The following is a 19,166-nucleotide window of genomic DNA, read 5'->3' as shown; positions in this document are numbered from 1 at the left end:
GTCCCTGAGCAGCGTCCCTGAGCAGCTTTCCGGGCCGCGGTCCTACGGCGTCCGGCGGTGTTGGGCGGCGCGGGCGGTGAATTCCGCGTCGCGGAGGACCCGTTGGGCGTTGCCCCAGGTCAGGAGGGCCACGTCGGGTTCGGGCCAGCCGCGGCGGAGGAGTTCGGCGATCAGCTGGGGGTAGCCGGAGGGGTCGGCGAGGCCTTCCGGGCGGGGGGTGCAGGGCTCGGCGCCGTACGCTCCGCCGATGCCGACGCACTCGGGACCGGCGACGGCGCGTACGTGGTCCAGGTGGTCGGCGACGTCGGCGAGGCGGGGGCCGGTCTGCTCGGCGTCGCAGGTGACCATGCACAGCCCCTTGGCCGCGCGCAGGGCGAGGAGGACCTCGTCGGAGACGTTGCGCTCGTGCGGGACGAGGGCGGCGGCCGCGGTGTGGGAGAACAGCACCGGGGCCTTGGAGCAGCCGATGATCTGGACGGCCACCGGGTCGGAGCAGCCGGTGAGGTCCAGCAGGACGGCGAGCCGGTTGGCCTCGCGGACGGCCTCGTGGCCGAAGGGGGTCAGGCCCTCGTCGGCCCAGGCCGCGCCGGCCGGGGCGAGGCTGCGGACCCCCAGGGCGTGGAAGGCGCGCAGGGTGCCGAGCGAGCCGGTGAGGGTGCGGCCGGAGACCGGGCCGAGGAACGCGGCGATCCGGCCGCGGTTGCGGGCGTCGGCCATGTCGGCGAGGCACAGGGCGAGGCGCAGGGCGTCCGGGTGGCTGCGGGCGAGGGTGCGGGCGACGTCGATCTGTTCGAGGGTCTCGGCGACGACGGGGTCGGGGCCGGGACCGTCGGGGACGAGCAGGGAGAAGAACTGTGCGCCGACGCCGCCGGCGCGGAGCCGGGGGATGTCAGTGTCCATCGCCGGTTCGGGCGTGGAGATGTCGTGGTACGGGCTGTGGCGCAGGGTCCACGGCAGGGTGTTGTGCCCGTCGGCCACGGGGTGCACGGCGAGCAGGCCCTCGGCGCGTTCGGCCGGGCCTGCGATGGGGGTGGCGGGGGCGGTGAGGGGCGGGTCGTCGGCTCCGACGGCTCCGGCCTCGGTCCCCAGGGGGGACTGTTCGTCCTGCAGGTCGGCCATGGCGCGCTCCGGGTTCGGCGGCGGGAGGTGTTGCCACGGTGACATGGGTGGGGCGGGGGGTCGCGCGGGGTGTGGCGTTCGGGTGGGCCTCCGCCCGGCCTCCGGGGCTCCGCCCCGAACCCCGGCCCTCAAACGCCGGACGGGCTGGATTTTGCCCCCGTCCGGACTCAGGCCCCGGGCCCGGACTCAGACCCCGGGGCCGGGGCAGGCCCGGGGGGCCGGAGGCGGCGGGGTAAATCAGCCCCCGGGCCGGGATGCGGCCCGGGGGCCGGATACGGCGGGAGCAAATCAAGCCCCGAGCCGGGATGCCGCTCGGGGGCTGGATGCGGCGGGGTAAATCAAGCCCCGCCGGCGATTGAGGCGCGGGGGGCAGGGGGCGGAGCCCCCACCTTGAGCCCCGTCGGCGATTGAGGCGCGGGGGGCAGGGGGCGGAGCCCCCACCTTGAGCCCCGTCGGCGATTGAGGCGCGGGGGGGGTGGGGCGGAGCCCCGCCTCAGCCCCGCCGGCGATTGAGGCGGGGCCCTCGGGGAGGGCCGGGGGTGTCATCCAGACCCTCCCCCGGGGTTACGGGCGGGCGTGGGACGGGGGGAGGGTGGACTGCGACGAGGCCACCGATTCCGCGTCACGGAGGGCGCGGACCGCGTTGGTCCAGGTCAGTTTGGCCAGGTCCGGGCGGGACCAACCCCGGGTCAGGAGCTCGGCGATCAGGTTCGGGTAGCCGGAGACGTCGTCGAGCCCGGCCGGCGTGAAGGCCGTGCCGTCGTAGTCGCCGCCGATGCCGATGTGGTCGATGCCGGCTACCTCCCGCATGTGGTCGAGGTGGTCCGCCACCGTCGCCGCGGTGGCGACCGGCCGCGGCCGGGCCGCCTCGAACGCCCGGTGCAGCTCCATCGCCGGCGCGGTCGTGTCCAGGTGGTGGAAACCGTGCGCCCGCAGGTTCTCGTCCGCCGCGGCCGTCCACTCCACCGCCGCCGGCAGGATGAACTTCGGCACGAAGGTGGCCATCGCGACCCCGCCGTTGCCCGGCAGCTGCGCGAGCACGTCGTCGGGCACGTTGCGCGGGTGGTCGCAGACCGCCCGGGCCGAGGAGTGCGAGAAGATCACCGGCGCGGTGCTGACCGCCAGCGCGTCCCGCATGGTGTCGGCGGACACGTGGGAGAGGTCCACGAGCATGCCGATGCGGTTCATCTCGCGGACGACCTCGCGGCCGAAGTCCGTGAGCCCGCCGTGCCGCGCCTCGTCGGTGGCCGAGTCCGCCCAGTCGATGGTGTCGTTGTGCGTCAGCGTCATGTAGCGGACGCCCAGGCGGTGCAGGGCCCGCAGGGTGGCGAGCGAGTTGTTGATGGAGTGCCCGCCCTCGGCACCCATCAGGGACGCGATCCGGCCCTCGGACCGGGCCTGCTCCATGTCGTCCGCGGTGAGCGCGCGCACCAGGTCGCCGGGGTACCGGTCGATCAGCTGGCCGACGATGTCCACCTGCTCCAGGGTGGCGCTGACCGCCGAGTCCCCCGCCAGGTCGGACCGTACGTACACGGACCAGAACTGGGCGCCGACGCCGCCGGCCCGCAGCCGCGGCAGGTCGGTGTGGAGCACGCCGGACAGGTCGGCGGCGATGTCGCGCTGCGCCAGGTCGTACTGCACCTGCTCGCGCAGCGCCCACGGCAGGTCGTTGTGGCCGTCGACGACGGGGTGCTCGGCGAGCAGCTCCCGGGCCTCGGCGAGGGCGTCGCCCGGGCGGGTGCCCGGGACGACGCCGTGGCTGCCGTCGGTCATCCGGCGACCTTCGTCCGCAGCCTCTTGCCCTTCTCGGTGGCCTGGTCGTTGAGCTCCTGCTGGAACTCCTCCATGCGGGCCATGAGGTCGGCGTCCTGGGTGGCGAGGATGCGGGCCGCGAGCAGGCCCGCGTTGCGCGCGCCGCCGACGGACACGGTGGCGACCGGGACGCCGGCCGGCATCTGCACGATCGACAGCAGGGAGTCCATGCCGTCCAGGTACTTCAGCGGCACGGGCACGCCGATGACCGGCAGCGGGGTGACGGAGGCCAGCATGCCCGGCAGGTGGGCTGCGCCACCGGCGCCCGCGATGATCGCCTTCAGGCCGCGGCCGGCGGCCTGCTCGCCGTACGCGATCATCTCGCGCGGCATCCGGTGGGCGGAGACGACGTCGACCTCGTAGGGGATCTCGAACTCGTCGAGGGCCTGGGCGGCGAGCTCCATGACGGGCCAGTCGGAGTCGGAGCCCATCACGATGCCGACGAGGGGGGCGTCCGGAGAGGTGGGGGTGCTCATTCGGTGATTGTTCCTCTGAGATAGCCGGCAGCGTGACGGGCGCGCTCCAGCACGTCCTCGAGGTCGTCGCCGAAGGTGTTCACGTGTCCGACCTTGCGGCCGGGCTTCACGTCCTTGCCGTACATGTGGATCTTGAGCTGCGGGTCCCGGGCCATGCAGTGCAGGTACGCCTGGTACATGTCGGGGTAGTCGCCGCCCAGCACGTTCGCCATCACGGTCCAGGGCGCGCGCGGGCGGGGGTCGCCCAGCGGGAGGTCGAGCACGGCCCGGACGTGGTTGGCGAACTGGGAGGTGACCGCGCCGTCCTGGGTCCAGTGCCCGGAGTTGTGCGGGCGCATGGCCAGCTCGTTGACGAGGATCCGCCCGTCGGTGGTCTCGAACAGCTCGACGGCCAGGTGGCCGGTCACGCCGAGTTCGGCGGCGATCTTCAGGGCGAGGGCCTGGGCCTCGCCCGCGAGCTCTTCCGAGAGGTGGGGAGCGGGGGCGATCACGGTGTCGCAGACGCCGTCCACCTGGACGGACTCCACGACGGGGTAGGCCACGGCCTGGCCGTGGGGGGAGCGGACGATGTTCGCCGCGAGTTCGCGGACGTAGTCCACCTTCTCCTCGGCGAGTACGGGGACACCGGCCAGGAAGGGCGCCGCCGCGTCCTCGACGCTGCGTACGAACCACACGCCCTTGCCGTCGTAGCCGCCGCGCACGGTCTTGAGGATGACGGGGAAGCCGTCTCCCTCGGCCGCGAACGCCGCCACGTCGTCCGGATCGCTCACGATCCGGTGCCGGGGGCTGGGCGCGCCGATCTCGTCGAGCCTGGCGCGCATCACCCCCTTGTCCTGGGCGTGCACCAATGCGTCGGGCCCCGGCCGGACGGGGATGCCGTCCGCTTCCAGGGCCCGCAGGTGTTCGGTGGGTACGTGCTCGTGATCGAACGTGATCACGTCGCAGCCGCGCGCGAAGGCGCGGAGCGTCTCCAGGTCGCGATAGTCGCCGATGACGACGTCGCTCACGACCTGGGCCGCCGAGTCCTGTGGGGTGTCACTGAGGAGCTTGAATCTGATGCCGAGGGGGATGCCCGCCTCGTGGGTCATGCGGGCGAGCTGACCGCCGCCGACCATGCCGACTACCGGGAACGTCACTCCTCCAGGGTATCCGCCGCCGGAACCGGTCCCCGGCCCGGCTGCCGCGGGCACCGCTCCCACCTGCTGTCCCACGGCTCCCGGGCGACTCCCGGGCGCACCCGAAGGCGGCCGTCTACCATGGGCTGGGTTGACGCAACCGTCGTCGACGTGTCGACCGACAGGGGCTGAACGTTCACCATGAGTGCGTCGCGCACGGCTCTCGTCGCCAAGGCGCGCGGCCTGGCACGGGAGATCGCCAAGTTCGGGGCCGTCGGCGGCCTGGGCCTCCTGGTGAACCTGGGTGTGTTCAACCTGCTGCGGCACACCACCGACCTCCAGGTGGTGCGGACCAGCGTCATAGCCACCGTGGTCGCCATCGCGTTCAACTACGTGGGCTTCCGCTACTTCGCGTACCGGGACCGCGACAAGGGCCGCCGGACCCGTGAGATGACGCTGTTCCTGCTGTTCAGCGCGGTGGGTCTGGTGATCGAGAACGGCGTGCTGTACGCGGCGACGTACGGGATGGGCTGGGACAGCCCGCTGCAGAGCAACGTGTTCAAGTTCCTGGGGATCGGCGTGGCCACCGCCTTCCGGTTCTGGTCGTACCGGACCTGGGTGTTCCGGGCGCTGCCCGCCGAGCCGGCGCCGGCCACCGGACCTGCGCCCGAGAGCGCGGGCGCCCGGGTCTCCGCCGCCGCTGCGACCGCCGGCCGGCGCGCGTCGCGGCCGTCGGCGGACCGGAAGCCGGACCGCAAGACGGACCGCGGGCACCAGGGCCGCCAGAAGGTCCGCAGCTCCCGCTGACGCCCGCCGGGCGGCCGCTCAGCGGATCGTCTTCTCCGGCTCCGCCCGCTCGGGCGCGGTCGTGCTGAGGAACATCGCGAACACCGGGGGCTGGGTCTGGAGCAGCTCCAGCCGGCCGCCGTCGGCCTCGGAGAGGTCGCGGGCGACGGCCAGCCCGATGCCGGTGGAGTTCCGGCCGCTGATGGTCCGCTCGAAGATCCGGTTGCCGAGGTCGGCGGGGACGCCGGGGCCCTCGTCGGTGACCTCGATCACGGCCTGGTTGCCGGTGACCCGGGTGCGCAGGGCGACGGTGCCGCCGCCGTGCATGAGCGAGTTCTCGATCAGGGCGGCCAGCACCTGGGCGACCGCGCCGGGGGTGCCGACGGCCCGCAGACCCTGCTTGCCGGAGCGGACGATGGCCCGGCCGGCGCTGCGGTAGGCCGGGCGCCACTCCTCGACCTGCTGTTTGACGACCTCGTCGAGGTCGAAGGGGACGGCGGAGCCGGTCCGCGGGTCGCGGGAGTTCGTCAGGAGCCGCTGGACCACGTCGGTGAGCCGCTCGACCTGGGTGAGCGCGATGGAGGCCTCTTCCCGGACGGTGTCCAGGTCGTCGGTGACCGTGATCTCCTCCAGCCGCATGGACAGCGCGGTCAGCGGGGTCCGCAGCTGGTGGGAGGCGTCCGCGGCGAGCCGCCGCTCGGCGGTCAGCATCCGTCCGATCCGCTCGGCGCTGGCGTCCAGGACGTCCGCGACCCGGTCCAGCTCGGGCACCCCGTACCGCTTGTGGCGCGGTCGCGGGTCGCCGGAGCCGAGGCGTTCGGCGGTCTCGGCCAGGTCGGTGAGCGGCGAGGTGAGCCGGCTGGCCTGGCGTACGGCGAGCAGCACGGCGGCGACGACGGCGAGGAGGGCCACCGCGCCGACGACGACGAGGGTGCGGCCGACCTCGCGGGTGACGGTGTCGCGGGACTCCTCGACGATGACCAGTTCGCCCTGGCCACCGCGGGCGCTGCCGCGGATGACGCTGCCGTCGATGTCCGGGCCGATGGAGACGGCGGGCCGGCCGGGCACCAGGATGCGGGCCGAGCGGCCCGGGTCGAGGCGCTGGGCCAGCTGCTCGGGGTCGACCGGCTTCTTCTCCAGGACGTTCGACTCGACGATGCCCACCAGGCGCAGTGCTTCGGAGTCGACGCTCTCCTGGGCGCTGTTGGTGATGGTCCGGGTCTCGACGATGACGAGCGAGACCCCGAACACGGCGATCACGACGAGCACCACGGCGAGCGTGGAATTGATCAGACGGCGGCGCATGGCGGGGCGGTGGCTCAGCTTTTCTCGAAGCGGAAGCCGACGCCGCGGACGGTGGCGATGTAGCGCGGGTTCGCCGCGTCGTCGCCGAGCTTCTTGCGGAGCCAGGAGATGTGCATGTCGAGGGTCTTGGTGGAGGACCACCAGGTGGTGTCCCAGACCTCGCGCATCAGCTGGTCGCGGGTGACGACCCGGCCGGCGTCCCGGACCAGGACGCGCAGCAGGTCGAACTCCTTCGCGGTGAGCTGGAGCTCTTCCTCGCCCATCCAGGCGCGGTGCGACTCGACGTCGATCCGGACGCCGTGGGTGGCGGGGGGCTGTGCGGGCTCGGTGGCGCCGCGCCGCAGCAGGGCCCGGACCCGGGCGAGCAGCTCGGCCAGCCGGAACGGCTTGGTGACGTAGTCGTCGGCGCCGGCGTCGAGGCCGACGACGGTGTCCACCTCGTCGGCGCGGGCGGTCAGGACCAGGATGGGGAAGCCGTGGCCCTCGGCGCGGAGCCGGCGGGCCACCTCCAGCCCGTCCATGCCGGGCAGGCCGAGGTCGAGCACGACCAGGTCGACGCCGCCCTGCAGGCCGGCGTCGAGAGCGGTCGGGCCGTCCTCGCGGACCTCGACCTCGTACCCCTCCCTGCGCAGGGCGCGGGCCAGGGGCTCCGAGATGGATGCGTCGTCCTCGGCGAGCAGTACACGCGTCATGTGGGTGATGGTAGTCCGGTCGGGCGCAGGGTCGTTGTGTGATCGCCGAGGCGTGCCCCGCGCCTGCGGATCGATCCTGGAATTCGTCAACCTCCTTTGAAAATGGGAAAACGGTTCCCCGGAATCCTGTGATCCATATCTCAAGTCCTTCCATATCCGGCACTGTCGTGTCGTATGGTGGCGAGACGCCTGATGCACTATCTGAAGACCTTTGTGCCGCATACGCGGTCAAAGGCCTTTCTTTCTGTTCGGAACCGGACAGTGAACGACCTGTGGGCCGGGCCCTGCGCGCGAGGATGCGGGCGGGGTGTGGATCTCGGGGCGGTCGTCCCTTCACTCCCCACGACGGAGCGGAGCTCCTGGGCGTGGGGCTCGGACACGGCCGCACCGGTGCCGGCCACTCCCCACCGGGCGCTGCAGAGCTCACAAGGCGCGGCGTCCCGCAGAAGCAAGGAACGACCATGGCTTCCAGCCTGACGAAGGACTCTCCGGGCGGCGCCCACGAGAAGACCTTCCTCGGCCACCCGATCGGCCTGGCCACGCTGTTCATGACCGAGATGTGGGAGCGCTTCTCCTACTACGGCATGCGTGCGCTGCTCGTCCTGTACCTGGTCTCCGGCGGCGTCGACGCCGCGAAGGGCAGCCAGGGCGGCGGACTGGCCTACACCGCGGCGACGGCCACGGCGATCTACTCCGTCTACGTGGCCATGGTCTACCTCATGGCCATGCCCGGCGGCTGGTTCGGCGACCGCGTCTGGGGCGCCCGCAAGACGGTGACCATCGCCGCCTTCGTGATCATGGCGGGTCACATCTCGCTCGCGCTGCCCGGCCAGGTCGCGTTCTTCATCGGCCTGCTGCTGGTGGCGATCGGCTCCGGCCTGCTCAAGGCGAACATCTCCACGATGGTCGGCCACCTGTACGCGGGCAAGGACGGCGTGCTCCGCGACAGCGGGTTCACGATCTTCTACGTCGGCATCAACATGGGCGCCCTCCTGGCCCCGGTCGGCATCGGCATGGTCGGCGAGCTGGTCAACTGGCACCTGGGCTTCGCCCTCGCCGCCGTGGGCATGGCTCTCGGCCTGGTGTTCTTCCTGGCGTTCGGCCACACCCTGAACCCGCAGAGCAGCGTCGTCCCGAACCCGCTGACGGCCGCTGAGCGCGACGGCATCGTCCGCAAGAGCGTCTTCGCCGTCCTCGCCGTCGCCGTGTTCTACGGCGCCGTGGTCGCGCTGGACATGTTCACCATCAAGTGGGCGCTGTACCCGATCACGATCGCCGGCCTGGTCATCCCGGTCGCCGTCCTCGCGCGGATCCGGCGGGACAAGGACCTGACCTCGGAAGAGCAGACCAAGATGAGCGCCTTCATCTGGTTCTTCGTGGCCGCCGCCGTGTTCTGGATGATCTACGACCAGGGCGGCTCGACGCTCTCGCTGTTCGGCAGCGACAACTCCGAGCGCAGCCTGTTCGGCTGGGAGCTCCCGAACGTCCTCTTCCAGTCCCTGAACCCGTTCTTCGTGGTGCTCCTGGCCCCGTTGTTCGCGTGGATGTGGCTGGCACTCGCCCGCCGCAACCGCGAGCCCAGCACGATCGTGAAGTTCTCGATCGCCCTGGTCATCGTCGGCGCCTCGTTCTTCGTGTTCTGCATCCCGCTGAACCAGACCGCGGGCACCGACATCAAGGTCACCATGTGGTGGCTGGTGCTGATCTTCCTGATGCACACCGTCGCCGAGCTGTGCCTCTCCCCGGTCGGCCTCTCCGTCACCACGAAGATGGCCCCGCAGAAGTACGCCTCCCAGATGATGGGCGTGTGGTTCCTGGCGGTCACCGCCGGCGACTGCACCACCGGTCTGCTGGGCCTGGCAGGCGTGCAGCTCAACGGTGTCGGCGTGGTCGCCTTCGAGGCCGCCGCCGCCGTGCTCGCCGGTTTCGCGATCTTCATGTACCGCAAGAAGGTCACCGCCCTCATGGGCGACGTGAACTGACGCACGCCCCTTCCGGCGCCGGAACGGCCCGGCACACCGCTCGGTGTGCCGGGCCGTTCTGCGTACCCGGACGGCTACCTGGTGCCGCGCAGGCGCCGCCAGGGGGTGAAGGTGAACACCGCGGCGCCGAGGAGCAGCACCGTGCCGGCGACCAGGCCGAGGGCCTTGATGCCGCCGTCGTCGGAGGCTCCGGTGTCGGCGAGGCCGCCGTTGGAGCCGGCCGAGGCGGTGGTGCCGGCGGTCGTGCCCGCGGTGGTGCTGCCGCTGCCGCCGGGCTGGGCGGCGGTGTCCACGGTGGCGGAGACGGCGGTGGTCTTCGCCTTGCACGGGATCTTGGTCGTGCCGAAGACCGTGATGGTCAGGTCACCGGGGCTGAGCGTGACCTTGCCGGACTTGCCCGGCTTGTAGGTGCCGGTCATGTCGGACAGGCTGACCGGGTCGCCGGCCTTGATGTCCTCGGCGTTGGCCGGTCCGGCGACCGCGACGCTGCCGCTGTCCGCGCCGCCCAGTGTGATCATCATCGAGGGTTTGAGCTGGCCCTTGGCGATGGGGGCCGGGCTGTCCATGACGCCCTTGGCGGTCTTGACGGTGAGGTCCCAGTTGCCGCCGTTCTTCTTGGCGTTCACGGTGACCTTCGACTGGATGGTCGGGGGGCCGGGGGCCGTGCAGGCGAACGTGACGGCGACCTCCTTGCCGGCGACCTCGGTGGGGCCGCCGGTACCGGCGGTCGTGCCGGCGGTCGTGCCGGCGGTCGTGCCGGCGGTCGTGCCGGACGTCGTACCGGACGTCGTACCGGCGGTGGTGCCCGTCGTCGTACCGGACGTGGTGCCCGAGGTTGTCCCCGTCGTCGTACCGGACGTGGTGCCCGAGGTCGTGCCGGACGTGGTGCCGGACGTCGTGCCGGACGTCGTGCCGCCGCTGGAGCCGCCGGTGACCTTGATGGTCGCGGCGGCCTTCGGCTGCTCCAGCGGGTCGCACTTGGTCACCCAGTCGCTGCCGTACAGGCGGACGGAGATCTCGTACTTGCCGGGGGTCAGGGTGACGTCGCCGGCCTTGGTGAGCTTCAGCTTCCCCGTGAAGGCGGGGAGCTTCATCTCGCCGCCCTTCGGGATCGCGGGGTTCTTCGGCTGCCCCTTGAGCGTGAGGCCGGCGCCGCCGGAGACGGCCAGCTGCCCGGTGGGGGTCACCGAGTTCGCCGGGAGGTCGGCGAGGTTCGAGTTCTTGGCCGCCAGCTTGGTGAACTCCCAGGTCACGTCGACCTCGTCGCCCACCTTGGCGGTGGCCGGTGCGGTGATCTTGACAGTGGACGTGCCCTCCACCGGTCCGCCGCCGGCGGCCGGCGGCACGCACTTCACCTTGTACGACACCTCGGCGGCCTGGGCGGGCGAGGCCACCACCACCAGGCCCGCGCCGCCGAGCAGCAGCGCGGCCGCGACCGCGCTCACCCTCCGTTGGGTCTTCACGAGTGTCCCTTCGTCGTCGAACTGTTCTCAGACGGTGCGGATGTCTGGGGGGCGGCCGGGGCGCGGCCCGGGCCGAACCACGGCAGGGCCGCGGTGCCGGCCGCGCCGGGCGGGTCCTCGGCGGGGGCGGGCCGGGCCGGGGACGCGGACGGGATCCGCGGGAGCTTCGCGGTGACCGCGGCGGCCGCCTCGGGGATCCGGCCCGCCCCGCGGTGGCGGCCGCCGGCCCCGGCCCGCGGCCGGACCCGGTCCACCACGGCCATGCCGGTACGGAAGACCCCGGCGGGGACGACCAGGCAGAGCAGGATCCAGAAGAGCGTCACCCCGTACGGCCGGTCCACGCCCCAGGGCTGGACGACCAGCAGCTTCTCGCCGTACTTGAGGGAGACGGTGTAGTCGCCGTGCGCGCCCGCCGTGAGGCCGACGTCGAGGGCGACGCGGGCCTTGCCGCCGGGTGCGAGGGTGCCGCGCCACTGGCGCTCCTCCCAGACCGGGGCGAAGACTCCGTGGGCGGTGCCGACCTGGAAGAGCGGGTCCTTGACAGGGGCGGAGCCGAGGTTGCCGACGGTGATCACGAGCTTGCGGGAGGGCGGGGCGCCGAACCAGGTCAGCACCCCGTCCTCGCCCTCCAGCCGGGGCGCGGCCAGGACGGCGAGCCGGGCGGTGCCGGTCTGCGCGGGCAGGGCGGCCACCGGGTGGCCGGTGATCTTCACGGGGGCGAGCACCTGGGACTGGCCGCCGGTGACGGTGGCGACGGCCACCACGCACGGACAGGGGGTGGGCGGCGCGACCACCGGCAGCTGCCTGCCGAAGCGCCCGGCGTCGTCGGTGGTGGCGGCCCGGCCGTCGGCGTTGGCGCAGCTGTTGGTGCCGCCGATCATGTTCTGCCCGCAGACCAGCAGGGTGAGCAGCGACCGGGCCCGCCAGCCGGTGCCGCTGACCGTGATCTCCGTCCCCTTGGCCACCTCGGTGAGCGACAGCTCCACGGCGGGCCGCTCCTCGGCCGCCTCGGCCCGTGCGGCCGCGGTGGGGCCGAGCAGGGCGGCGAGCGCGAGGAGGAGCACGGCGAGGAGTCGGCCGGGGCGGGCTCCGGGTCGGGTGCTGGGCTCGCCGTTCAACTGGCTGCTCCCGTCGGTTCGGCTGCTGGGGTGGGGCGGGGCCGGCGGCGGCGCCCGGCACGCACGAGGAGGGCGGTGGCCGCGGCGGCCGCGGCGGCGGTGCCGGCCAGGGCGGGCCAGGGGGCGAAGCGGGCCGTGGTGCGGGCGGTGGCCCGGACGCCGCCGGGGGCGGTGGCCGTGAGGGTCAGGTCCACGGAGTCGAGGGCCGGCGCGTCCGGCCAGGGGAGGGTCCGCTCGGCACGGCGCCCGGGCGCGAGCGCGCCGCCGGTCCGCGGCACGGGCGCGGGCAGCGGGCCGAGGACCCCCTCGGCGCGTACGGCGACCTGCGGGCGCAGCGCGGTGTTGCCGCGGTTGACGAGCGTGTACCGCAGCACCGCGCCCCGGCCGCTGCCGCCGACGGACACGTCCTCGACGGTGAGCGCCGCCACCGCGGGCCCGCCGACCCGCACCTGCACCTCGACCCCGGTGCTGCGGCCCCCGCCGGCGGCCACGACGAGCGCCCGGTGGTCCCCCGGCACCGCCCCGGCGGGCACGGTCACGCTGAACGGCACCACGGCCCGGGTGCGGGGCGGGATCCGGACGTCGGTGTCGGCGAAGCGGATCCAGGCCCCGGCGCCGGCCGCCGCCCCGCCCGCCGGTGCGGAGCCCCGCAGGGCGACCGTACGCACTCGGTCGGAGGGGTTGGTGAGGGCCAGGCGGTCTTCGAGGACGGCGCCGGGGGTGCCCTGGAGGTAGAACCAGGTGCGGCCGGAGCCGCTGCCGGCGGCCGGGGCGGCGGTCCAGTCGGCGGGGGCGGCCGCCCGGGCCTCGGACGGGGTGAAGGGGAGCAGGGCCAGGAGGGCCAGGGCGGGTGCCGCGGTGCGGCGGCTGGTGCGCGACGGCATGGGCGGTCCCCGGGTCCGCCGGGTCAGGCCCGGGTGGTCCGGCCGCGCCGGGTCAGCCACAGCACTCCGGCGGCCCCGGAGAGCAGGACGGTGCCGCCGAGGGTGCCGAGGGCGAGGGCGGAGTCCATGGGCCCGGTCTGCGGCAGGGTGGCGGCCTTCCCCGCGGCGTCGGTGGTGTTGCCGGCGCCGGCCGCCGCCTCGACCTGCATCGCCAGCGACGGCGCCGGGCTGTTTCCGGGGGTGCAGGTCGTGGTCGTCATCAGCGCGTTGATGGTGAGCACGCCCGCCGTGAAGGTGACCTGGCCGCTGCGTCGGGGGGTGTACGTACCCGACAGGTCGTTGATCTTGATGGGGGTGTCGGCGGGCGCGGCCACCGCGTTGGGCGGCCCGGACACGGCGACCGTCCCGCTGTCCGCGCCGCCCACCGTGATCACGGCACTCGGCTTCATCGCCCCCTTGCCCAGCTCGATCGGGCTGGACGAGACGCCCTTGCGGAAGGACATCGTCAGCTTGTAGCCGCTGCCGGCCCGGACGGCCGTGATGTCGATCGGGGAGACCGCGGACTTGGGGCCGATGGGGGTCTTGCAGTCGTACTTGACGTCGACGACGTCGGCGCGGGCGGCGGGGGCGGCCGTCAGCACCGCCGCGCCGGCCACCGCCGAGGCCAGCGCGAGCGCGGCGGAGCGTTGCTGCTTGGACACCTCGGGTTCCCCTCCGGCCAAAAGTTACTGACGAAGAGTCAGATTGGCCGTCAAGGTACGCCGGAGGTCCTGAGGAGGGAAGACAAAGTACGGACCGGATCGCCCCGGCCCGACGCGCCCGCGCCCCCGCCCCCGCCGCGCCCGTGCCGGATCAGACCACGCGCTCGCCCCGCTGCCAGACCGCGTGGACCAGCGGGACGCCGGGGCGGTAGGCGAGGTGGACGTGGCTGGGCGCATCGAGGAGCACCAGGTCGGCGCGGGCGCCGGGGGTCAGCGCGCCGATGTCCGTGCGGCGCAGCGCACGGGCACCGCCGGCGGTGGCGGACCACAGGGCCTCGTCGGGGGTCATGCCCATGTCGCGGACGGCGAGCGCGATGCAGAACGGCATGGAACTCGTGTACGAGGAGCCCGGGTTGCAGTCCGTGGACAGCGCCACCGTGGCGCCGGCGTCGAGCAGGCGGCGGGCGTCGGGCCACTGGGCGCGGGTGGAGAACTCGGCACCGGGCAGCAGCGTGGCGACGGTCTCGGAGTTGGCGAGGGCGTCGACGTCCGCGTCGGTGAGGTGCGTGCAGTGGTCGGCGGACGCCGCACCCAGCTCGACGCCGAGCTGGACGCCGGGGCCGAAGCTGAGCTGGTTGGCGTGGATGCGCGGGATCAGCCCGGCGGCCTTGCCGGCGGTCAGGATCGCGCGCGCCTGGTCCCCGTCGAAGGCGCCCTTCTCGCAGAACACGTCCACCCAGCGGGCGTACGGGGCGCAGGCCGTCAGCATCTCGCCGGTGACGAGGTCCACGTACGCGGCCGGGTCCTCGGCGTAGTCGGGGGACACGATGTGCGCGCCGAGGTAGGTGACCTCGTCGGTGTGGGCGGCGGCGATCCGCAGGGCGCGGGCCTCGTCCTCGACGGTGAGCCCGTAGCCGGACTTGGTCTCGAAGGTGGTGGTGCCCTGGCGGCGGGCCTCGTGCAGGTGCCGTACGAGGTTGGCTTCCAGCTGCGCGTCGGTGGCGGAGCGGGTGGCGGCGACGGTGGTGCGGATGCCGCCGGCGGTGTAGCTGCGGCCGGACATCCGGGCGTTGAACTCCTGGGTGCGGTCGCCGGCGAAGACCAGGTGGGAGTGCGAGTCGACGAAGCCGGGGATCAGGGCCCGGCCCCCGGCGTCGTACGCCGCGTCCGCCGCCGGGGCCTTGGCCGCCGGGCCCACCCACGTAACGCGGTCGCCGTCCATGACCACGGCGGCGTCCTCGACGAGGCCGAGGGGGCCCTCGCCGAGGGCGGGGTCGTTGGTGACGAGGCTGCCGATGTTGGTGACGAGCGTGGTGGTCATGCGGTCCTCTCAGAAATCGGGGCTCCGCCCCGGACCCCGGTCCTCAATCGCCGGACGGGCTGGATTTCGCCCGTCGGCGATTGCGGTGCGGGGGGGGCGGAGCCCCGGCAGGCTCAGCCGCGGACGGCCGCGATGGATTCGGACAGGGCTCGGGCGACGTCGCCGACACGGGTGTGCGCGCCGTCGCGGACGATGTGGCGGCCGGCCACGACCGTGTGGCGGACATCGGCCGCGGAGGCCGCGAAGACGGCCGTCTCGGCCCCCAGCCGCGGTACCGGACCGGCCGTCCGTACGGAGTCCAGCGCGATGGTCGTGAAGTCGGCCGGCGCGCCCGCCTCCAGGGTGCCCGCCTCGTCCCAGCCGAGGGCCGCGTGCCCGTCGGCGGAGGCGGCGCGGAGCAGGGCGGCGGCCGTCCAGTGGCCGCGGGTGCGGCTGGCCAGGCGCTCGTTGAGCTCCATGGCCCGGGCCTCCTCCAGCAGGTCGATCACCGCATGGCTGTCGCTGCCGAGCGAGAGCGGGCTGCCGGCCCGCTGGAGGCGGACGGCCGGGCCGATGCCGTCGGCAAGGTCGCGTTCGGTGGTGGGGCACATGCAGGTGCCGGTGGTCGTGCCACCGAGCAGGGCGATGTCCTCGTCGGTGAGGTGGGTGTTGTGGACCCCCGTGGTCCGCGGCCCCAGCACCCCGTGCTCGGCCAGCAGCTGCGTCGGCGTGCACCCGTGCGCGGCCCGGCAGGCGTCGTTCTCCGCGGTCTGCTCGGAGAGGTGGACGTGCAGGGGAGCGCGGCGGGCCTGCGCCCAGCCGGCCACCGTGGCGAGCTGGTCCGCGGGGACGGCCCGTACGGAGTGGATCGCCGCCCCGATCACCGCGTGCTCGCGCGCCTTCAGGGCGGACGTCCGCTCGGCCCAGGCCTCGGCGGTGCCGTCGGAGAACCGCAGCTGGTGCGCGTTGGGCGCCTCCCCGAACCCCGCCGCGAGATAGGCGGTGTCGAGGAGCGTGATCCGGATGCCCGCCTCGTCGGCGGCCGCGATCAGCGCCTCGCCCATCGCGTTGGGGTCGGCGTACGGCGTGCCGCCCGGCGCGTGGTGGACGTAGTGGAACTCGCCGACGGCGGTGATCCCGGCGAGGGCCATCTCCGCGTACACGGCCCGCGCGAGCGCGAAGTAGGTGTCCGGTGTGAGGTTCTGCGCGACGCCGTACATCACCTCGCGCCAGGTCCAGAACGTGCCGCTGCCGACCTGCACCGTGCCCCGCAGCGCCCGGTGGAAGGCGTGCGAGTGCGCGTTGGCGAGGCCCGGCAGGGTGAGGCCGCGCAGGATCTCGGCGCCCGGCGGCGGGGTGTCGGCCCCGGTGCGGACGGCCGTGATCCGGCCGTCGGACACGTCCAGGGCGACGCCCGGCTCGACGTTGGTGCCGAGCCAGGCGTGCTCCAGCCAAAAAGTCTTCACCGGCACGCGAGACCTTCCAGTACGTCGGCGAGGGCGAGGACACCGGCGGTGCAGTCGTCCTCGGCGGCATGTTCCGCCGGGGAGTGCGAGATGCCGGTGGGGTTGCGTACGAACAGCATGGCGGTCGGGACGGACGCGGAGAGGATTCCGGCGTCGTGTCCCGCACCCGTTCCCAGCACGGGCGTCTTCTCGCCGAGGATCCGGGTGAGTTCGTCGCGCAGGGCGTGCTGGAACTCGACCACCGGGGTGAAGGACTCCCGCGTGACGGCGAGTTCCACGCCGTGCCGCTCGGCGTGCGCCAGGGCCGCCTGCCGGACCCCTCCGATGACCTGGTCGAGGGTGACCTCGTCGGCGGCGCGGGCGTCGAGCCAGCCCCGCACCAGGGACGGGATGGCGTTGACCCCGTTCGGCTCGACCGCAATCTTGCCGAAGGTGGCGACGGCGCCCGCGAGTTCGGCCTCGCGGCGGGCCGCGAGGACCGTCTCCGCGTACGGCAGCATCGGGTCGCGGCGGTCGGCGATCCGGGTGGTGCCGGCGTGGTTGGCCTCGCCCGCGAAGTCGTACCGCCAGCGGCCGTGCGGCCAGATGGAGGAGGCGACGCCGACCGCGTCGCCGGACAGGTCCAGGGCCCGGCCCTGCTCCACGTGCAATTCGACGAACGCGCCGATGCGGGCCAGGCGCTCGGGGTCGGCCCCGATGGCCTCCGGGTCGTACCCGGCGGCCGCCATGGCCTCCGGCAGCGAGATGCCGTCGGCGTCGCGGAGCGCGTACGCCTTCTCCTTGGTCAGCTGTCCGGCGGCGAGCCGGGAGCCGACGCAGGCCAGACCGAACCGGGCGCCTTCTTCGTCACCGAAGTTGGTGATGGCCAGCGGCCGGGTGAACTCCACTCCCCTGGCGCGGAGTTCGTCCAGGGCCGCGAAGGAGGAGACCACGCCGAGGGGGCCGTCGAAGGCCCCGCCGTCCGGTACGGAGTCCAGGTGCGAGCCGGTGACGACGGCGTCGCCGGCCAGCGGGTCGCCCAGCCAGGCCCACTGGTTGCCGTTGCGGTCCGTCTCGTACGCCAGGCCCCGCGCCTCGGCCTGGGCCCGGAACCAGGCGCGGCAGTCCGCGTCGGCTCCGGTCCACGCGTACCGGCGGTAGCCGCCGGAGTCCGCGTGCCGGCCGATGGGCGCGAGGTCGGCCCACATCTCGTGGAAGGTCACGCCTGGTCGCCCTCGCGCATGGGGACGCGGACGCCGCGCTCGTCGGCGACGGTCTCGGCGATGTCGTAGCCGGCGTCGACGTGCCGGATGACGCCCATGCCGGGGTCGTTGGTGAGGACCCGGCGGATCTTCTCGCCGGCCAGCGGGGTGCCGTCGGCGACGGTGACCTGGCCGGCGTGGATGGAGCGGCCCATGCCGACGCCGCCGCCGTGGTGCAGGGAGACCCAGGAGGCACCGGACGCGACGTTGACCATGGCGTTGAGCAGCGGCCAGTCGGCGATGGCGTCCGAGCCGTCGAGCATGGCCTCGGTCTCGCGGTACGGGGAGGCGACGGAGCCGCAGTCGAGGTGGTCGCGGCCGATGGCCAGCGGGGCGGCCAGCTCGCCGGAGGCGACCATGTCGTTGAAGCGCTCGCCGGCCTTGTCGCGCTCGCCGTAGCCGAGCCAGCAGATGCGGGCGGGCAGGCCCTGGAAGTGGACGCGCTCGCCGGCCATCTTGATCCAGCGGTGCAGGGACTCGTTCTCCGGGAAGAGCTCCAGGATCGCCTTGTCCGTCTTGTGGATGTCCGAGGCCTCGCCGGACAGGGCCGCCCAGCGGAACGGGCCCTTCCCCTCGCAGAACAGCGGGCGGATGTACGCGGGGACGAAGCCGGGGAAGGCGAACGCGCGGTCGTAGCCGGCCAGCTGGGCCTCGCCGCGGATGGAGTTGCCGTAGTCGAAGACCTCGGCGCCGGCGTCCAAGAAGCCGACCATGGCCTCGACGTGCTTGGCCATCGACTCGCGGGCGCGGGTGGTGAAGCCGGCCGGGTCCTTGGCGGCGGCGTCGGCCATGTCCTCGAAGGCGATGCCGGTGGGCAGGTACGCCAGCGGGTCGTGGGCGGAGGTCTGGTCCGTCACGATGTCGATCGGCGCGCCCTCGGCGAGCATCTGCGGGAGCAGGTCGGCGGCGTTGCCGAGCAGGCCGATGGAGAGCGGCCTGCGGGCGTCGCGGGCCTCGGTGGCCAGCTGCAGGGCGTGCGCCAGGTTGTCGGCCTTGACGTCGAGGTAGCGGTGCTCGATGCGGCGCTCGATGGCGCGCGGGTCGCAGTCGATGCAGATCGCGACGCCGTCGTTCATGGTGACGGCGAGCGGCTGGGCGCCGCCCATGCCGCCGAGGCCGGCGGTGAGGGTGATGGTTCCGGCCAGGGTGCCGTTGAACTTCTTCGCGGCGACCGCGGCGAAGGTCTCGTAGGTGCCCTGGAGGATGCCCTGGGTGCCGATGTAGATCCAGGAGCCTGCGGTCATCTGGCCGTACATGGTCAGGCCGAGCTGCTCCAGGCGCCGGAACTCCTCCCAGTTGGCCCAGTCGCCGACCAGGTTGGAGTTGGCGAGCAGGACGCGGGGGGCCCACTCGTGGGTCTGCATGACGCCGACCGGGCGGCCGGACTGCACCAGCATGGTCTCGTCCTGCTTGAGGGTGCGCAGGGTGCGGACCATGGCGTCGTAGGAGCGCCAGTCACGGGCCGCCTTGCCGGTGCCGCCGTAGACGACGAGCTTGTCGGGGTGCTCGGCGACCTCGGGGTCGAGGTTGTTCTGGAGCATGCGGAGGGCGGCTTCCTGCTGCCATCCCAGGGCGCTGAGCTCGGTACCGCGCGCGGCACGTACGGGGCGGGGTCCTGACATGGCTGTGCCTCCTCGATGTTGGTCAATCCATTCACATCCTCGCGTCTTGAATAGAAGTAGTCAACGGCTGCGCGCGGCCGCGCC

16 protein-coding genes are annotated in these 19,166 nt (G+C 73.4%); 2 read left to right on the top strand and 14 right to left on the bottom strand.

Features of this window, described 5'->3' with window-relative positions:
- Positions 1 to 42 precede the first annotated feature (42 nt).
- The 4 genes from LG634_RS15850 to LG634_RS15835 all read right to left on the bottom strand — a co-directional run bounded on the left by LG634_RS15850 (position 43) and on the right by LG634_RS15835 (position 4,606).
- Positions 43 to 1,119, bottom strand: a complete 1,077-nt coding sequence (locus tag LG634_RS15850; protein WP_226734445.1) for a dipeptidase — start codon at positions 1,117 to 1,119, stop codon at positions 43 to 45.
- Positions 1,120 to 1,683: 564 nt separating this feature from the next.
- The gene (locus LG634_RS15845; protein ID WP_226734444.1) at positions 1,684 to 2,892 is read right to left on the bottom strand and encodes a dipeptidase; all 1,209 of its coding nucleotides are present in this window, start codon (positions 2,890 to 2,892) and stop codon (positions 1,684 to 1,686) included.
- Entirely contained in the window at positions 2,889 to 3,407 is a 519-nt protein-coding gene (purE, locus tag LG634_RS15840; RefSeq protein ID WP_226734443.1) for a 5-(carboxyamino)imidazole ribonucleotide mutase, read from the bottom strand. The genes LG634_RS15845 and purE overlap by 4 nt, the downstream gene beginning before the upstream one ends.
- Positions 3,404 to 4,606 (bottom strand): 5-(carboxyamino)imidazole ribonucleotide synthase, encoded by a 1,203-nt coding sequence (locus LG634_RS15835; RefSeq protein ID WP_372482433.1) that lies wholly within the window; start codon positions 4,604 to 4,606, stop codon positions 3,404 to 3,406. The genes purE and LG634_RS15835 overlap by 4 nt, the downstream gene beginning before the upstream one ends.
- Positions 4,607 to 4,723: 117 nt before the next feature.
- On the opposite strand from LG634_RS15835, the gene LG634_RS15830 reads away from it, so the two are divergent.
- Positions 4,724 to 5,329 carry a GtrA family protein gene (locus tag LG634_RS15830; RefSeq protein ID WP_226734442.1) on the top strand — a complete coding sequence of 202 codons (606 nt, stop codon included), beginning with the start codon at positions 4,724 to 4,726 and terminating at the stop codon, positions 5,327 to 5,329.
- Positions 5,330 to 5,347: 18 nt separating this feature from the next.
- On the opposite strand, the gene LG634_RS15825 is transcribed toward LG634_RS15830, so the two are convergent.
- Both LG634_RS15825 and LG634_RS15820 read right to left on the bottom strand, forming a co-directional pair.
- Positions 5,348 to 6,613, bottom strand: a complete 1,266-nt coding sequence (locus LG634_RS15825) for a sensor histidine kinase (protein WP_226734441.1) — start codon at positions 6,611 to 6,613, stop codon at positions 5,348 to 5,350.
- A 14-nt stretch (positions 6,614 to 6,627) separates the two neighbouring features.
- Complete coding sequence (locus LG634_RS15820) at positions 6,628 to 7,305, bottom strand: response regulator transcription factor (RefSeq protein WP_226734440.1); 678 nt, start codon at positions 7,303 to 7,305, stop codon at positions 6,628 to 6,630.
- A 461-nt stretch (positions 7,306 to 7,766) separates the two neighbouring features.
- Between LG634_RS15820 and LG634_RS15815 the strand changes: the two genes are divergently transcribed.
- Complete coding sequence (locus tag LG634_RS15815; protein ID WP_226734439.1) at positions 7,767 to 9,287, top strand: peptide MFS transporter; 1,521 nt, start codon at positions 7,767 to 7,769, stop codon at positions 9,285 to 9,287.
- 74 nt (positions 9,288 to 9,361) lie between these two features.
- Here LG634_RS15815 and LG634_RS15810 read toward each other — a convergent pair whose 3' ends face one another.
- The 8 genes from LG634_RS15810 to hutU form a co-directional block, all read right to left on the bottom strand.
- Positions 9,362 to 10,750, bottom strand: a complete 1,389-nt coding sequence (locus tag LG634_RS15810; protein WP_226734438.1) for a hypothetical protein — start codon at positions 10,748 to 10,750, stop codon at positions 9,362 to 9,364.
- Positions 10,747 to 11,868 (bottom strand): hypothetical protein, encoded by a 1,122-nt coding sequence (locus LG634_RS15805; protein WP_264203170.1) that lies wholly within the window; start codon positions 11,866 to 11,868, stop codon positions 10,747 to 10,749. The genes LG634_RS15810 and LG634_RS15805 overlap by 4 nt, the downstream gene beginning before the upstream one ends.
- Positions 11,865 to 12,752 (bottom strand): COG1470 family protein, encoded by an 888-nt coding sequence (locus LG634_RS15800; protein ID WP_226734437.1) that lies wholly within the window; start codon positions 12,750 to 12,752, stop codon positions 11,865 to 11,867. The genes LG634_RS15805 and LG634_RS15800 overlap by 4 nt, the downstream gene beginning before the upstream one ends.
- A 23-nt stretch (positions 12,753 to 12,775) precedes the next feature.
- Positions 12,776 to 13,453, bottom strand: a complete 678-nt coding sequence (locus LG634_RS15795; RefSeq protein WP_226734436.1) for an LPXTG cell wall anchor domain-containing protein — start codon at positions 13,451 to 13,453, stop codon at positions 12,776 to 12,778.
- A 151-nt stretch (positions 13,454 to 13,604) separates the two neighbouring features.
- Entirely contained in the window at positions 13,605 to 14,774 is a 1,170-nt protein-coding gene (gene hutI / locus LG634_RS15790; protein ID WP_226734435.1) for an imidazolonepropionase, read from the bottom strand.
- Positions 14,775 to 14,887: 113 nt separating this feature from the next.
- A complete protein-coding gene (locus tag LG634_RS15785; protein ID WP_226734434.1) occupies positions 14,888 to 16,225 on the bottom strand; it encodes a formimidoylglutamate deiminase in 1,338 nt (445 codons plus the stop codon).
- Complete coding sequence (locus LG634_RS15780; RefSeq protein ID WP_226734488.1) at positions 16,216 to 17,406, bottom strand: allantoate amidohydrolase; 1,191 nt, start codon at positions 17,404 to 17,406, stop codon at positions 16,216 to 16,218. The genes LG634_RS15785 and LG634_RS15780 overlap by 10 nt, the downstream gene beginning before the upstream one ends.
- A gap of 11 nt (positions 17,407 to 17,417) precedes the next feature.
- Positions 17,418 to 19,082 (bottom strand): urocanate hydratase, encoded by a 1,665-nt coding sequence (gene hutU / locus LG634_RS15775; protein ID WP_226734433.1) that lies wholly within the window; start codon positions 19,080 to 19,082, stop codon positions 17,418 to 17,420.
- Between the last annotated feature and the right edge of the window lie 84 nt (positions 19,083 to 19,166).

The organism is Streptomyces bambusae (genome assembly GCF_020532645.1).
Lineage (GTDB): Bacteria > Actinomycetota > Actinomycetes > Streptomycetales > Streptomycetaceae > Streptomyces > Streptomyces bambusae.
The sequence above is the reverse complement of the archived record's forward strand: the minus strand, read 5'-3'. Positions and strand labels throughout refer to the sequence as shown.